Here is a 15,449-nt window from a genome sequence, read left to right as displayed (position 1 = left end):
GGGGTCACCAATTGAATAATTGGCGGGCGTTGGTCGTGCTGGCCTCTGCCAACTGATCAGGGCTGATCGCCATGATCCCAGCCAGCGCTTCACAAATGGCCGGCAAATGCGCCGGGCTGTTGCGTTGGCCGGGGTACATCGCCGGGGCCATGTCCGGCGAATCGGTTTCCAGCACCACCGCGTCCAGCGGCAGTTTTGCCAGTACCCGATGCATGCGCAGGGCCTGGGGCCAGGTGGCGGCGCCACCGAGGCCGAGCTTGAAACCGAGCTTGATGTACTCGCGAGCCTCCTCAAAACTGCCGGCGAAGGCGTGGATAATCCCCCCGCGCTTGAGGTCAATGCGCTTGAGGGTGGCGATCACGGCGGCGTGGCTGCGGCGCACGTGGATCAGCGCCGGCAATTGGAATTCCGCCGCCAGTTGCAGTTGCGCCTCGAACAATGCCTGCTGGCGCTCCCGGTCCAGGGTTTGGATGAAGTAGTCCAGACCGATTTCCCCCACCGCGCACAACTGCCGATGCCCAGCCAGGCGGATCAGCCATTGGCGCAATTGCCCCAGATCATCGGGGCGATGCTGGTCGAGATACACTGGATGCAGGCCCAGCGCGGCGTGCAGGTCCGGGTCGCTTTGCACCAGATCCCACACCCGTTGCCAGTTATCCCGATACACCCCCAGCACCACCATCTGCCGCACGCCCAAGGCGCGGCTTTCGGCCAGCAGCGCCGGGCGATCCGCATCGAAGTCGGGGAAATCCAGATGGGTGTGGGTATCGATCAGTTCCATGCTTCAATCCTGAAGAATACTCAGCCTTGATGAATGCGCTGCTTGAACGTGCGTGGGATGGCCTGCACACCGGGTTGGTAATCATCGTTTTCGATGGCGGCCAGGGCCAGCGCCAGGGCTTTGTCGGCGATCAGTTGGTGCTGCTGGGACATGGCGTTGACCGGCAGCGGCAGGAAGTCCAGCAGTTGCGTATCACCAAAGGTGCCCAACCGTAGTGGGCGCGACTTGAGCGGGAAGTCGTGCAGGGCGTCGAACACCCCTTGCAGCAGCACATAGGAGGTGGTGATCAACGCATCAGGCAGGTGCCCCAGTCGCGCGAGCAATTCGTCCATCAACTGGCGACCGCATTCACGGCTGAACGACTCGCCGTGCTCGATCAGCACCTGGCCTTCGAACCCGGCCAGGGCTTCGTTGAAACCGGCGGTGCGTTCCTGGCTGATGCTCAATTCGGGCCGGGCGCTGATCAGCGCGATCTGGCGGGGATTGGTTTCCAGCAGGCTACGGGTCAGTTGCAGGCTGGCCTGGCGGTCATCGCTGATCACCGAGCAGAAGTGCGCAGGCTCCATCACACGGTCGATGGCGATGATCGGGATACCCTTGGCCTGTAACTGGCGATAACTGTCGTCCCCGGCAGGCAGGCAACTGGCGACGATCAGCGCATCGCAACGTCGGGCGCGGAACAGTTGCAACAGTTGCCGTTCGCTCTCGGGCGCATCGTCGGAGCTGGCGATCAGCAATTGATAGCCCCGCGCTCGGGCACCCTGTTCCAGCAATTTGGCGATGCGGGCGTAACTGGGGTTTTCCAGGTCCGGCAGGATGAAACCCAGCGTGCGCGTATGCCGGCTGCGCAACCCGGCAGCCTGGGGGTTGGGCGTGAAGCCATGCTCCTCGACCACGGCGCGTACGCGTTCGACGGTGGCGCTGCTGATGCGTTGCTGTTCGGCCTTGCCATTGATGACATAGCTGGCGGTGGTCACGGACACACCGGCCAACTGGGCGATATCACTGAGTTTCAAACCGGTTTTCCTTGTTTTTTCGAGTTTGCCCCGACAATGAGGGGCATCCTACCCGATTCAGGACGACGGTTACTGTCGCGACGGCGGCGACAAGTTGCACTTCAAGGATGAGAGATTATCGAGTAACGTGCCAATCTTTCTAGATTAAACGTTTCAGCAGGCGTATTTTCAAGGTTAGCAGGATTTTTTGGCCCGTCTGCCGCGATAGCGCCAAAAGCCGTCCTGTAACGCTAAGCTGATTCATTCAAAACAATACCTGGCGCCAACCCGACGCCAAAAAGGAGAAAGCATGCTCGAGCTCACTCTAGAGCAGATATCCATGGCCCAGACGGCTGTGGATAAAGACGCCGCGCTGCAACTGCTCGCTGACAAACTGGTGGCCGATGGCCTTGTAGCCGAGGGTTACCTGGCCGGCTTGCAGGCTCGCGAGGCCCAGGGCTCGACCTTTCTTGGCCAAGGTATTGCCATCCCCCACGGCACCCCGCAAACCCGCGATCTTGTGTACTCCACCGGTGTGCGCCTGTTGCAGTTCCCCGACGGTGTGGACTGGGGTGACGGTCAGATCGTTTACCTGGCGATCGGTATCGCGGCCAAGTCCGACGAACACTTGCGTCTTTTGCAACTGCTGACCCGCGCCCTCGGCGAGACCGACCTGGGCCAGGCCTTGCGCCGCGCAGGTTCGGCCGAAGCGCTGTTGAAGCTGCTGCAAGGCGCGCCACAGGAACTGGCCTTGGATGCGCAGATGATCGGCCTCGGCGTGTCGGCCGACGATTTCGAAGAGCTGGTCTGGCGCGGTGCCCGTCTGCTGCGCCAGGCCGACTGTGTGAGCAACGGCTTTGCTGGGGTGTTGCAGCAGGTCGAGGCGCTGCCATTGGGCGATGGCCTGTGGTGGCTGCACAGCGAACAGACCGTCAAGCGTCCGGGCCTGGCCTTCGTCACGCCGGACAAGCCCATCCGTTACCTCGGTCAGCCCTTGAGCGGTCTGTTCTGTCTCGCCAGCCTCGGCGAGGCTCACCAGGCTTTGCTCGAAAGGCTCTGTGCGTTGTTGATCGAAGGTCGCGGTCATGAACTGGGGCGCGCCACCAGCAGCCGCAAGGTGCTGGAAGTGTTGGGCGGCGAACTGCCCGCCGATTGGCCCAGCGCCCGCATCGGCCTGGCCAATGCCCATGGTTTGCACGCGCGTCCGGCGAAGATCCTCGCGCAACTGGCGAAAAGCTTCGAAGGCGAGATCCGCGTGCGCATCGTCGACGGCCAGGACAGCGCCGTGTCGGTCAAGAGCCTGAGCAAATTGCTGAGCCTGGGCGCTCGTCGCGGCCAGGTCCTGGAGTTCATCGCCGAACCGAGCATCGCCGCTGACGCCTTGCCGGCGCTGCTGGCCGCCATCGAAGAGGGCCTTGGCGAAGAAGTCGAGCCGCTGCCGCCACCGAGTGCGCCACAGCAAACCACCATGGCCGAGGTTGCTGCCGTCGTGCTGGCGCCCGAATCCGGCAGCTTGATCCAGGCCGTTGCCGCCGCCCCAGGCATTGCCATCGGCCCGGCCCACATCCAGGTGTTGCAGGCCTTCGATTATCCGTTGCGCGGCGAGTCGGCGGCCATTGAGCGTGAGCGCCTGCAAAACGCCTTGAACCAGGTGCGCCGCGACATCGAAGGTCTGGTCGAACGCGCCAAGGCCAAGGCTATCCGCGAAATCTTTATCACCCATCAAGAGATGCTCGACGATCCGGCGCTGACCGATGAGGTCGACACCCGATTGAAGCTGGGCGAGAGTGCGCAAGCGGCGTGGATGGGCGTGATCGAAGCGGCTGCCAAAGAACAGGAAGCGCTGCAGGACGCACTGCTCGCCGAACGTGCCGCCGACCTGCGGGACGTCGGTCGGCGTGTGCTGGCGCAATTGTGCGGCGTCGAAACCCCGAGCGAACCCGAGCAACCTTACATTCTGGTGATGGACGAGGTTGGCCCATCCGACGTCGCCCGTCTGGACCCCGCCCGCGTAGCGGGGATTCTGACCGCGCGCGGCGGCGCCACCGCCCACAGCGCCATTGTCGCCCGAGCCCTGGGTATCCCGGCGCTGGTGGGGGCCGGTGCGGCGGTGCTGCTGCTGGCGCCGGGCACTTCACTGTTGTTGGACGGCCAGCGTGGTCGCCTGCACGTGGACCCCGACGCCCCCACGCTGCAACGGGCCACCGAGGAGCGCGACACCCGCGAGCAACGTCTCAAGGTCGCTGCCGAACAACGTCATCAACCGGCGCTGACCCGTGACGGTCATGCCGTGGAAGTGTTCGCCAACATCGGCGAGAGCGCCGGGGTCACCAGTGCGGTGGAGCAGGGCGCCGAAGGCATTGGCCTGTTGCGCACCGAACTGATTTTCATGGCTCATACCCAGGCTCCCGATGAAACGACTCAGGAAGCCGAATACCGCAAGGTGCTCGATGGCCTGGCCGGGCGACCGCTGGTGGTGCGTACCCTCGATGTGGGCGGCGACAAACCGCTGCCGTACTGGCCGATCGCGAAAGAGGAAAACCCGTTTCTCGGCGTGCGAGGCATTCGCCTGACCTTGCAACGTCCGCAGGTCATGGAAGCGCAATTGCGCGCCTTGTTGCGTTCTGCCGACAACCGTCCGTTGCGGATCATGTTCCCGATGGTGGGCAGCGTCGATGAGTGGCGTCAGGCCCGGGACATGACCGAGCGCCTGCGCCTGGAGATCCCGGTGGCGGACCTGCAACTGGGGATCATGATCGAGGTGCCGTCCGCGGCATTGCTGGCGCCGGTGCTGGCCAAGGAAGTCGACTTCTTCAGTGTCGGCACCAACGACCTGACGCAATACACCCTGGCCATTGACCGCGGTCACCCAACCCTTTCGGCTCAGGCTGACGGCCTGCACCCGGCGGTGCTGCAACTGATCGACATCACCGTGCGTGCCGCCCATGCGCATGGCAAGTGGGTCGGCGTGTGCGGTGAGCTGGCGGCCGACCCTTTGGCGGTGCCGGTGCTGGTGGGCCTGGGCGTAGACGAGCTGAGTGTTTCGGCACGCAGCATTGCCGAGGTCAAGGCGCGGGTACGCGAAGTGAGCCTGGCGCAGGTAAAAATCCTCGCCCAAGAGGCCTTGGCCGTGGGCAGCGCCAATGACGTGCGCGCATTAGTGGAGGCGCTGTAATGGCCAAGATCCTTACCCTGACCCTCAACCCGGCGCTCGACCTCACGGTGGAACTGGCGCGCCTGGAACCCGGTCAGGTCAACCGCAGCGATGCCATGCACAGCCACGCCGCCGGCAAGGGCGTGAACGTGGCCCAGGTGCTGGCTGACCTCGGCCACACTGTGACCGTCAGTGGCTTTCTCGGTGAAGACAACGCCCAGGCGTTCGAAACGCTGTTCGCCCAGCGCGGTTTTGTCGACGCCTTTATTCGCGTCCCAGGGGAGACCCGCAGCAACATCAAGCTGGCCGAGCAGGACGGACGCATCACCGACCTCAACGGTCCAGGCCCGGTGGTTGATGACGCCGCACAGCAAGCGTTGCTTGAGCGACTGGAACACATCGCCCCGGGCCACGATGCCGTGGTAGTGGCGGGCAGCCTGCCCCGGGGCGTCAGCCCGCAATGGTTGCAGGCGCTGATCATTCGCTTGAAGGCACTGGGCTTGAATGTGGCCCTCGACACCAGCGGCGAAGCCTTGCGCGTCGCCCTCGCGGCGGGGCCGTGGCTGATCAAGCCCAACACCGAGGAACTGGCCGATGCGCTGGGTTGCGACGTGGTGAGCGAATTTGCCCAGGCGGCAGCGGCGCAACGATTGCACGCCCAAGGCATTGAGCATGTGGTGATTTCCCACGGTGCCGACGGCGTGAACTGGTTCAGTGTCGGTTCGGCGCTGCATGCCTCGCCGCCCAGCGTCACTGTCGCCAGTACCGTGGGGGCCGGCGATTCGCTGCTGGCCGGCATGCTGCATGGCCTGCTCAGCGCCGACACGCCGCAACAGACCCTGCGCACCGCCACGGCCATCGCCGCCATGGCCGTGACGCAGATCGGTTTTGGCATCCATGACACCGCGTTGCTGGCGTCGCTTGAACAGGGCGTGCGCGTGCGCCCCCTGACCGAACAATAAGAGGGTTCGCAAGAATGAAATTAGCCATTGTGACGGCCTGCCCGAACGGCATGGTCACCAGTGTGTTGTGCGCCCGGCTGCTGGACGCGGCGGCCCAGCGCCAGGGTTGGAGCACCAGCGTGGAAGTCCATGACGCGGCCCATCCGGAGCGCCAATTATCGGCGGCGACCCTGGAAGCGGCCGAGTGGGTGTTGCTGGTAGCCAGCGGCCCGGTGGATATGTCGCGGTTCGTCGGCAAACGTCTGTTCCGCAGCACCCCGGCCCAGGCCCTGCAGGATGTCGATTCGGTGCTGCGTCGCGGCGCCGAAGAGGCCAAGGTTTTTGTCGAGTCGGATGTGCTGGAAGAGGCACCTGCGGTTTCGGCTGAGCGGGCTCCGCGTCTGGTCGCCATCACTGCTTGCCCAACCGGCGTGGCCCATACCTTTATGGCCGCCGAGGCGTTGCAGCAGGCAGCGAAGAAGCTCGGTTACGACTTGCAAGTGGAAACCCAGGGCTCGGTGGGCGCTCGCAATCCGTTGAGCCCCGAGGCCATCGCCGAGGCCGACGTGGTGCTGCTGGCCACCGACATCGAAGTCGCCACCGAGCGTTTTGCCGGCAAGAAAATCTATCGTTGCGGCACCGGCATTGCCTTGAAGCAGGCCGAAGCCACGCTGAACAAGGCGCTTGCCGAAGGCCGCCAGGAAAGCGCGTCGGGCGGTGCCAGTGCTGCGGCAAAAACGGAGAAGACCGGTGTCTATAAGCACCTGTTGACCGGCGTGTCGTTCATGTTGCCGATGGTGGTGGCCGGTGGTCTGTTGATCGCCTTGTCGTTCGTGTTTGGCATTACCGCGTTCAAGGAACCCGGCACGCTGGCGGCGGCGCTGATGCAGATCGGCGGCGACACCGCGTTCAAACTGATGGTGCCGTTGCTGGCCGGCTACATCGCCTATTCCATCGCCGACCGTCCCGGCCTGGCGCCCGGCATGATCGGCGGGATGCTGGCAAGTACCTTGGGCGCGGGGTTCATCGGAGGGATCATCGCCGGTTTCCTGGCCGGTTACGCGGCCAAGGCGATCAACCGCTACGCGCGCCTGCCCCAGAGCCTGGAAGCGCTCAAGCCGATCCTGATCATCCCGCTGCTGGCGAGCCTGTTTACCGGTCTGGTGATGATCTACATCGTCGGCAAACCGGTGGCGGGCATGCTGGATGGCCTGACCCATTTCCTCGACAGCATGGGCACCACCAACGCGATTCTGTTGGGCGTTTTGCTGGGGGCGATGATGTGTGTCGACCTTGGCGGGCCGATCAACAAGGCCGCCTATGCGTTTTCCGTGGGACTGCTGGCGTCGCAAAGTTATGCACCGATGGCGGCGGCCATGGCCGCTGGCATGGTGCCGCCGATTGGCCTGGGCATCGCAACCTTTATCGCCCGTCGCAAGTTTGCCCAGACCGAACGCGAGGCCGGTAAAGCGGCGCTGGTGCTGGGGCTGTGCTTCATCTCCGAAGGGGCGATTCCGTTCGCCGCCAAGGACCCGTTGCGGGTGATCCCGGCCAGCATCGCCGGCGGCGCACTGACCGGTGCGCTGTCGATGTACTTCGGCTGCAAACTGATGGCGCCTCACGGTGGCCTGTTCGTGATGCTGATCCCCAACGCCATCAACCATGCGTTGTTGTATTTGCTGGCGATCGTGGCGGGGAGTCTGCTGACGGCGGTGTCCTATGCGCTGCTCAAGCGGCCGGAAGTGGTGGAGATGGCGTTGGAGCCGGCCAAGGCCTGATCACTTAAGTTTGAACAATGAAAATTCCCTGTGGGAGCGAGCCTGCTCGCTCCCACAGTGGTTTTGGGGTGTTCACAAGATCTCTGTCACGCCTGATTAACACTGCCATGCTTAAGTTTCCCCATTTGGGGGAAACACCATGAGCGAATTTGACCTGGGCCGTCGCCGTGTGATGCAAGCCGTGGGGGCGGGGTTGTTGTTGCCGGGGATGGCGCCGGCGGTGATTGCCTCAGTCAAGGATCGCCCGGTGCTCACCGATGGCGTGCAGTCTGGCGATTTGCAGGGCGACCGGGCGATGATCTGGAGCCGCTGCGACCGCCCGGCCCGGATGGTGGTGGAATGGGACACCCGCAGCCAGTTGCCCAACCCGCGGCGTTTTGTCTCGCCACTGGCCGACAGCCGCAGCGATTTTACCGCCCGGGTCGAACTCACCGGGCTGCCGCCTGACCAGGCAATTTTCTACCGGGTGCATTTTGAAGACGCCCAGACCGGTGTCGCCAGTGAACCCTGGCTCGGTCACCTGCGCAGCGTGCCGCAGTTCAAGCGCAACATCCGGTTTGTCTGGAGCGGCGACACCGTCGGCCAAGGCTTCGGGATCAACCCGGACATTGGCGGCATGCGCATCTACGAAGCCATGCGTTTGCGCCTGCCGGATTTTTTTATCCACAGCGGCGACACCATCTACGCCGACGGTCCGGTGCCGGCGCAGATCACCACCGAAGGCGGGCGCATCTGGCGCAACCTCACCACTGAAGCCAAGAGCAAGGTCGCCGAGACCCTGGACGAGTATCGTGGCAACTACCGCTACAACCTGATGGACGAGAACGTGCGCCGCTTCAACGCCGAAGTGCCGCAGATCTGGCAATGGGACGATCATGAGGTGGTCAACAACTGGTCGCCGGGCAAGCAACTGGATGAACGCTACCAGACCAAGGATATCCACAGTCTTGTGGGCCGTGCGCGGCAGGCCTGGCTGGAATACGCCCCCATGCGCTTGCAGAAGGCCGACGGCGGCGGACGGATCTACCGCAAGCTCGCTTACGGGCCGATGCTGGATGTGTTCGTGCTGGACATGCGCAGCTACCGCGAAGCCAACGACGCCAACCTCGGCGGGGCCAAACCCTTTCTCGGTCGCGAGCAGTTGGACTGGCTCAAGGGCGAACTGAAGCAGTCCCGTGCCCAGTGGAAAGTCATTGCTGCCGACATGCCCATCGGCCTGGGTGTGCCCGACGGCGAAGTCAGCCCCGGCGTGTCGCGCTGGGAAGCGGTCGCCAACGGTGATCCGGGGCCGGCCCAGGGCCGTGAACTGGAGATCGCCGAGTTGCTCGGCTACCTACGCAAACATCAGGTGCGCAACTACGTCTGGCTCACCGCTGACGTGCACTATTGCGCCGCCCACCATTACCACCCGGAACAGGCCGCGTTCCAGGATTTCGAACCCTTCTGGGAGTTTGTCGCCGGGCCGTTGAATGCCGGCAGCTTCGGGCCCAATCCTCTGGACAAGACGTTCGGTCCCGAAGTGGTGTTCCAGAAAGCCCCCCCGGCGCAGAACACGTCGCCGTTTGCCGGATACCAGTTCTTTGGCGAGGTGAACATCGACGGCCAGAGCGGGGAGATGAGCGTGGTGTTGCGGGATCTGGAGGGCGTGGCAGTGTTCGAGAAGAAATTGCAGCCGGTCTGAGTTTCAAGTACGCCACCAATCAATGTGGGAGCGAGCCTGCTCGCGATGCGCTGTGTCAGTCGACAAAAGTGCCGTCTGATACTCCGCCATCGCGAGCAGGCTCGCTCCCACAGAGGGCAGTGTTTTAGCGGGTGGCTTGTCAGTAGACATCCCGCCGGTACCGGCCCTGTTCGATCAAGCGCTCCACTGCCGCGGCGCCGAGCACGTCGTTGAGCACCTGATCCACGCCCGACGCCATGCCCTGCAAGCTGCCGCAGACATAGATCGCCGCACCGTCGGCCAGCCATTGCTTGAGCAGGGCCGAGGATTCGCGCAGGCGGTCCTGGACGTAGATTTTCTGTTCCTGATCACGAGAAAACGCCAGATCCAGGCGTTCCAGATCGCCGGAGGTCACCCATTCCTGTAACTCATCACGGCAGTGGAAATCATGCTCGCGCTGGCGCTCGCCGAACAGCAGCCAGTTGCGCTGCATGCCCTCGGCCACGCGCGCCTTGAGCAAGCTGCGCAGGCCGGCCAGACCGGTGCCGTTGCCCAGCAATATCATGGGCACGCCTTGAGGCGGCAGATGGAAGCCGCTGTTACGGCGTACCCGCAGGCTGATGGCGCTGCCCAGCGGCGCATGTTCGGTGAGCCAACCGGAGCCGATACCCAGGTTGCCGTCGGCGTGACGTTCCTGGCGCACCATCAGTTCCAGCAGGCCATCGGCGGGAATCGAAGCGATGGAATATTCGCGCAGTGCCAGTGGCGCCAGGGCATCCACCAGGGCCTGGGCATGCATGCCCACCAGATGGGCGCGATTTTCCGGCAGTTGGCGGTTGGCCAGGGCCTGATCGAGGCGCTGGGGCAAGCCATCGACCTGCACGCGAGCAACGCCGGCGATGCCCAGGCCCTCCAGGAAATGGTCGATGGCCGACAGGTCATTGCGCGGCAGGATTTCCACCAGGTCACCGGCCAGCCAACTGCTCGGGCCGGGCGCGGTGAGGCCCAACAGATACACGCCTGAGCCGCTGCTCTCGGGGTTGAGCAAGGTGCGCTGGTGCAGGGTCCAGTTCTCGAAACTGGGCGCCTGCCAAGTGTCCAGCGGAGCCTGGCCAGTCAGTTCGGCCAATTGCTGTTGCCAGTGACGCAAGGCGTAAGGGTCGCCACTGTCGACTTCCACCGGAGCGAACAGAGTCTTGCCGCCGTGCTCCGACAGCCAGGTGTGCAGGCGTCGGGCGAAGCCGCAGAAGTTTTCGTATTGCCGATCGCCCAGGCCCAGCACCGAATACTGCAGGCGCTCCAGGCTCATGGCCCGACCCAACACGTTGCGCTCGAAACCCCGGGCGCTGTCCGGTCCTTCGCCGTCGCCAAAGGTGCTGACGACGAACAAGGCGTGGCTGCAATTGCTCAGCTCCTGCTCGCTGACACCGGCCAGCGGCTGGACCTTCACCGGCAAACCGGCCGCCTGGAGCTGGCCGGCGGTCTGCCAGGCCAGTTGCTCGGCGAAACCGCTCTGGCTGGCGAACCCGATCAGCCAGGCGGGCGCATCGCTGCGGTTGGCACCCAGCTCCTGGCGGGCATTCTTGATTTGGCGCTTCTTGCGGCGACGGTCCAGGTACAGCAACCAGCCGGTGATGAAGAACAGCGGCATGGTCAGCGCGGCGACCGTCACCAGGATCCGCCCGATCAGGCCGAAATAGCTGCCGATATGCAAGGCATAGACGCTGGTCAGCAACTGCGCCTTGAGGCTCTTGTCGCTGTAGCGGCTGTGACCACTGATGACACCGGTGGCCGGGTCGAGGATGAGCTGGTTCAGCGCCCGGTCATGAGGCGAGTTTTTCAGCAGGTAGAACACCGTTGCCGGTTGCCCGGCCACCGGCGGCATGCGCACGTTGTAGGCGATCAGGCCAGGGCCCGCGGCGCTGTAGATGCTGCTCCACATGGCCCGATAATTGGCCACCGGTGGCGGGCCGCTCGGCGCTGGGCCGCGGTTGCGCACCCGTTCTTCTTCGGGGGAATCGGAGAGCAGGTGGGTCACGCCTTTGTTGTACCAATCGTAGGACCAGGTCAGGCCGGTCAGGGCCGCCAGCAGATAGAACGCCAGGCACCAGGTGCCCGCCACCGAGTGCAGGTCCCAGTTGAAGCTGCGGCCTTTTTTCGCCCAGTCGAGGGTTAGCCAGGCACGCCAGCTTTTCCATTGGCGTGGCCAGCGCAGGTACAGCCCGGACAGGCAGAAAAACACCAGGATCAGCGTGCAGGCACCGGTAATCTGTCGACCCACATCCTCCAAGGCCAGGACGCGATGCAGCCTGAGTATCAGAGCGAAGAGATCCTGGCCCACTACATCGCCCATGAATTGTGCGTTGTACGGGTTGAAATAGCGCATGGGCCCGCGCTTTTCCCCAGGCGGGGCGGCGAAAATTGCCCGTGCGGCGTGGCCGCTGTCGGTCTCGACCCAAAGCATGGCGACGGTTTTACCGGAAGCGGCCTCGATCTGTTGCACCAGCTCGGCAGGCGGCAGGACGCCTTCCGGTTGTTTCGGGACCATCAACACCTGGGGGTTCAACGCCCGCAGGATTTCGTCTTGAAACGACACCGCGGCACCGGTAATGCCCATAAACGCCAGGACCAGCCCGGCGCTGATGCCGAAAAACCAGTGCAACTGGAACAGGGTTTTCTTAAACACGTCACTCGCCTTTCAGTCATTGCTGTTCATCATGGCGCGCATGTTATCGAGAACCATTCATAAACACACATAAAAGCCACATGATTCAGACAAGCCTGAAGTCAATAGCATTGCGCTGATGGGCGCGTTTTGCGCTATTGCAAAAAAGCCCGTGACACAGTCACGGGCTTTCGGGTCCAGCGACCAGCGAATTACACGTAGAACGACTTCAGCGGCGGGAAGCCATTGAATTCCACCGCGCTGTAGCTGGTGGTGTAGGCACCGGTCGACAGCCAGTACAGACGGTCACCGATGGCCAGGTTCAGCGGCAAACCGTACTTGTAGTTTTCGTACATGATGTCGGCGCTGTCGCAAGTAGGGCCGGCGATGACCACTTCTTCCATCTCGCCTTTCTTCTCGGTCCAGATCGGGAACTTGATGGCTTCGTCCATGGTTTCGATCAGGCCGGAGAACTTGCCCACGTCCGTGTACACCCAGCGCTCGACGGCGGTACGGGATTTACGGGCCACCAGCACCACTTCGCTGACCAGGATGCCGGCGTTGGCGATCAGCGAACGGCCCGGCTCCAGGATGATCTCCGGCAGTTCGTCGCCGAAGTCTTCCTTGAGGAAACGGATGATTTCCTCTGCGTAGGTTTCCAGGCTGTTGGTACGGGTGATGTAGTTGGCCGGGAAGCCACCGCCCATGTTGATCAGCTTCAACACGATGCCGTCTTCTTCTTTCAAGCGCTCGAAGATCACTTTGACCTTGGCGATGGCCGCGTCCCAGACGCTGATGTCACGCTGTTGCGAACCGACGTGGAAGGAAATGCCGTACGGCACCAGGCCCAGGTCGCGGGCCAGGATCAGCAGGTCCATGGCCATGTCGGTCTGGCAGCCGAACTTGCGCGACAGCGGCCAGTCAGCGGTGGTCGAGCCTTCGGTAAGAATGCGCACGTAGACTTTCGAGCCCGGCGCGGCCTTGGCGATGTTGCGCAGGTCGGCTTCGGAGTCGGTGGCATACAGGCGCACGCCCTTCTCGTAGAAGTAGCGGATGTCCCGGGATTTCTTGATGGTGTTGCCGTAGCTGATCTGATCCGGGCCTACGCCACGGCTCATGACTTTATCCAGCTCATAGATCGAAGCGATGTCGAAGTTCGAGCCTTTATCCTTGAGCAGGTCGATGATTTCCACTGCCGGGTTGGCCTTGACGGCGTAATAGACCTTGGCGAATTCGAAACCTGCGCGCAGGTCATCGTAGGCCTGGGAGATCATCGCGGTGTCGATCACCACGAACGGGGTTTCCTGCTTGTCGGCGAACGCCTTCATTTTCTGAAAGGTCTCGCGCGCGAAATAATCTTCGACCTGGATCGACATACTTGGGACTCCTACTGGCAAACATCAGGATCAATGGGTGTAAGGGCAAGCAGCCCTCGTGAACGTCCTCCGTATCCCCACTTTGGTTCGCCTACTTCCCAAGGCATGTCGCCGAAAGCAAAAAGGCCACGGGATGCTTGATTCCCTTGGCCTTGCTGTCTCGTCGTCAGTACTTGAGCCGGATGGATCGTTTCCAGCATGGACGTTCGGCGCGAACTTTAGGGCGTGAGGGGCCTGAGATCAACAAAAAATGTCGCGTTTTTGCACTCATTCGTCGTGCGGCCCGCGACAGCTCCTGATGTAACCGACCTGTGTGACAGTCAGATGTTCCTCGGCAATGCGACACAGGCCTCCAGGCTGGCCATTTGCACATGGCAGCTTGGAAGGGCGTTTCATGGCAGATCATTTGTTGACTGATTGGCGGCCGGTTATGAGGAAATCGTTTAAACAGATCTAAAAAACTGTAAGTGTCGACAGTGGGCGCGACGAAGCGATCATCGAATACTCAAGACTCCAGTTGTACTCGCCGCTGAATAAAACCGGTGTTGGGTTTATGCCGGGAACGCAGGTTATTAGGCGGGATTGCATAACTGATTGAGCTGAGCGATGAAAAGCTCTAGGAGAGAGTCATGCGCAAGCGTCGGGTCATACGGATATTAAACATTTCTTTGTTTCTCGGTTTTGTATCGGGCTCCAGCCTGTTGCAGGCAAGCCCTGGCACCGATACGGCCAAATTGATGGAGTACTGGTATCGATTGACCGCACGGGATTGTGGAAGTGGCAGGTTGGCGTCTGATTGCTCTGGCTTGATACTTCGAGGGATCGCCAGTAAACAGAGTTATTTGCCGTGGGATCCCAGTCCGTTATCGCAGAGCCTGGAAGCGGGGGGCACCGGTATAGCGGCCGGAGGTACATCGGTTTCATATTTAAGAAAAGATGTTGAGTACAATGGGCTGGGTATGCTCAGGTTCAATGGCTTTGCCTTGGTGCCCAATGATTTTGTGAATGAAAAGACGCAATTCAAAATCAAAGTATTGTGTGCCTTTCCTATTGATTCCTGGACGAATTATCGAAACAACAGCGGCTGCGGCGATTATCAGGAGAACGGGAACTCCCTCGGCGTTGTCGAGGACTATTGCCAGAAGCTGGGCATCAGCAATGCCAAGGCGTGGATGGAGCACTATGACCGTCAAACCCGAGACCCTGAAGCCACGAAAGCGCACAAGTTTCAATGCGGCTTTGATACCACGAGAGACTACTTCGGTACCTACAACAAGGCTGATGCATTCAATACGTTTGTCGAAGCACGAAAAATTTTGGCCAATGATCTTGAGGAAAAGGACGATGCGATCCATACCCAGTCGGAGCTGCGAATTGAAACCTGGCCACCTAATAAACACTGGAAAAGGGACTGGGGCAGTCAGGCACGGGTGAAGTTTGATGCGCCTGTCGCCAGTGACAGCGACTCAGCAAAAGCCACGTACCTGGAGCTCCCTATCGCTGCTTTTATTTATGAGAGTGGTATTGATTACATTGACAGAACTACAAAGACTTTTACGTCTCGTGAGTTTGCTCGAGATGATCAGCGCCGATGGGTAGAGCAAGACAATACGTGGAAGCCGATCATAAAAATACAATTTCCGAACTCGATCGCTGAGGACGCGAAATTTGCTTACTATCCCGCCGATCAACATGTTCAACCCCCGGTGGATAGTCGTTCCTGCGATAACTACATAGAAAAGATCGAGTGGGATAACAATTATGTAGAACCCGTATTGGGAAAAATTTCATCGCTTAAGGTCACGCCCACGGCCTGCGGAAGAAAAGCCGGCGTAGGGAAAACCAATGTCGTGCTGGCCGAGCTGGCGATCAAGGCTGCTGCCCTTGATCCGAATCGCAAGGACTGGAATTTCGATAACATGGGCAGCAGCATGCGCCGTCAGTTGGCCTGCCATCTTGATTCCCCCGATATCGCCGAGAATAAACCTACGTGGAGCCTTGAGCCCGCTCGTCCCTATGTGGCCCACGATGTGATTATTAAATTGCCGGGTGATAACCGGTGTAATCCTCATTGAAAGGGTCAGATCAGCCTGCTGACC

General features: G+C 61.6%; 9 protein-coding genes. 5 read left to right on the top strand and 4 right to left on the bottom strand.

Translation table 11 applies throughout. The annotated features are described in order from the left end of the window. Positions 1-4: 4 nt before the first annotated feature. Positions 5-781 (bottom strand): TatD family hydrolase, encoded by a 777-nt coding sequence (locus QOM08_RS24060; RefSeq protein WP_316912226.1) that lies wholly within the window; start codon positions 779-781, stop codon positions 5-7. 20 nt (positions 782-801) lie between these two features. Then, on the bottom strand, positions 802-1,797 hold the full coding sequence (gene cra, locus QOM08_RS24055; protein ID WP_047229044.1) for a catabolite repressor/activator: 996 nt from the start codon (positions 1,795-1,797) through the stop codon (positions 802-804). Between the two features lie 289 nt (positions 1,798-2,086). On the opposite strand from cra, the gene ptsP reads away from it, so the two are divergent. From ptsP to QOM08_RS24035, 4 genes are all read left to right on the top strand, one after another. Continuing rightward, positions 2,087-4,951 (top strand): phosphoenolpyruvate--protein phosphotransferase, encoded by a 2,865-nt coding sequence (gene ptsP / locus QOM08_RS24050; RefSeq protein WP_316912225.1) that lies wholly within the window; start codon positions 2,087-2,089, stop codon positions 4,949-4,951. Then, positions 4,951-5,892, top strand: coding sequence for a 1-phosphofructokinase (gene pfkB, locus QOM08_RS24045; RefSeq protein ID WP_316912224.1), 942 nt, complete (start codon positions 4,951-4,953; stop codon positions 5,890-5,892). The genes ptsP and pfkB overlap by 1 nt, the downstream gene beginning before the upstream one ends. 14 nt (positions 5,893-5,906) lie before the next feature. Continuing rightward, positions 5,907-7,649 (top strand): PTS fructose-like transporter subunit IIB, encoded by a 1,743-nt coding sequence (locus QOM08_RS24040; protein ID WP_107321866.1) that lies wholly within the window; start codon positions 5,907-5,909, stop codon positions 7,647-7,649. A gap of 139 nt (positions 7,650-7,788) precedes the next feature. Further along, positions 7,789-9,330 carry an alkaline phosphatase D family protein gene (locus QOM08_RS24035; protein ID WP_316912223.1) on the top strand — a complete coding sequence of 514 codons (1,542 nt, stop codon included), beginning with the start codon at positions 7,789-7,791 and terminating at the stop codon, positions 9,328-9,330. 139 nt (positions 9,331-9,469) lie between these two features. Here QOM08_RS24035 and QOM08_RS24030 read toward each other — a convergent pair whose 3' ends face one another. Together QOM08_RS24030 and QOM08_RS24025 are read right to left on the bottom strand one after the other, a co-directional pair. Then, positions 9,470-11,995, bottom strand: a complete 2,526-nt coding sequence (locus QOM08_RS24030; protein ID WP_316912222.1) for a sulfite reductase flavoprotein subunit alpha — start codon at positions 11,993-11,995, stop codon at positions 9,470-9,472. Positions 11,996-12,186: 191 nt separating this feature from the next. Beyond that, positions 12,187-13,350: a type III PLP-dependent enzyme gene (locus QOM08_RS24025; protein ID WP_047229038.1), complete on the bottom strand. Its 1,164-nt coding sequence runs from the start codon at positions 13,348-13,350 to the stop codon at positions 12,187-12,189. A 629-nt stretch (positions 13,351-13,979) separates the two neighbouring features. Here QOM08_RS24025 and QOM08_RS24020 point away from each other — a divergent pair. Continuing rightward, entirely contained in the window at positions 13,980-15,425 is a 1,446-nt protein-coding gene (locus QOM08_RS24020) for a DUF2599 domain-containing protein (RefSeq protein ID WP_316912221.1), read from the top strand. The last annotated feature ends 24 nt before the right edge of the window (positions 15,426-15,449 follow it).

Source organism: Pseudomonas sp. P105, assembly GCF_032614175.1.
Taxonomy (GTDB): domain Bacteria; phylum Pseudomonadota; class Gammaproteobacteria; order Pseudomonadales; family Pseudomonadaceae; genus Aquipseudomonas; species Aquipseudomonas rhizophila.
The sequence above is the reverse complement of the archived record's forward strand: the minus strand, read 5'-3'. Positions and strand labels throughout refer to the sequence as shown.

Coding starts and splice junctions, on each gene's coding strand:
- QOM08_RS24060 (WP_316912226.1), bottom strand. CDS start 781: ATGGAACTGATCGATACCCACACCCATCTGGATTTCCCCGACTTCGAT.
- ptsP (WP_316912225.1), top strand. CDS start 2,087: ATGCTCGAGCTCACTCTAGAGCAGATATCCATGGCCCAGACGGCTGTG.
- pfkB (WP_316912224.1), top strand. CDS start 4,951: ATGGCCAAGATCCTTACCCTGACCCTCAACCCGGCGCTCGACCTCACG.
- QOM08_RS24040 (WP_107321866.1), top strand. CDS start 5,907: ATGAAATTAGCCATTGTGACGGCCTGCCCGAACGGCATGGTCACCAGT.
- QOM08_RS24035 (WP_316912223.1), top strand. CDS start 7,789: ATGAGCGAATTTGACCTGGGCCGTCGCCGTGTGATGCAAGCCGTGGGG.
- QOM08_RS24025 (WP_047229038.1), bottom strand. CDS start 13,350: ATGTCGATCCAGGTCGAAGATTATTTCGCGCGCGAGACCTTTCAGAAA.
- QOM08_RS24020 (WP_316912221.1), top strand. CDS start 13,980: ATGCGCAAGCGTCGGGTCATACGGATATTAAACATTTCTTTGTTTCTC.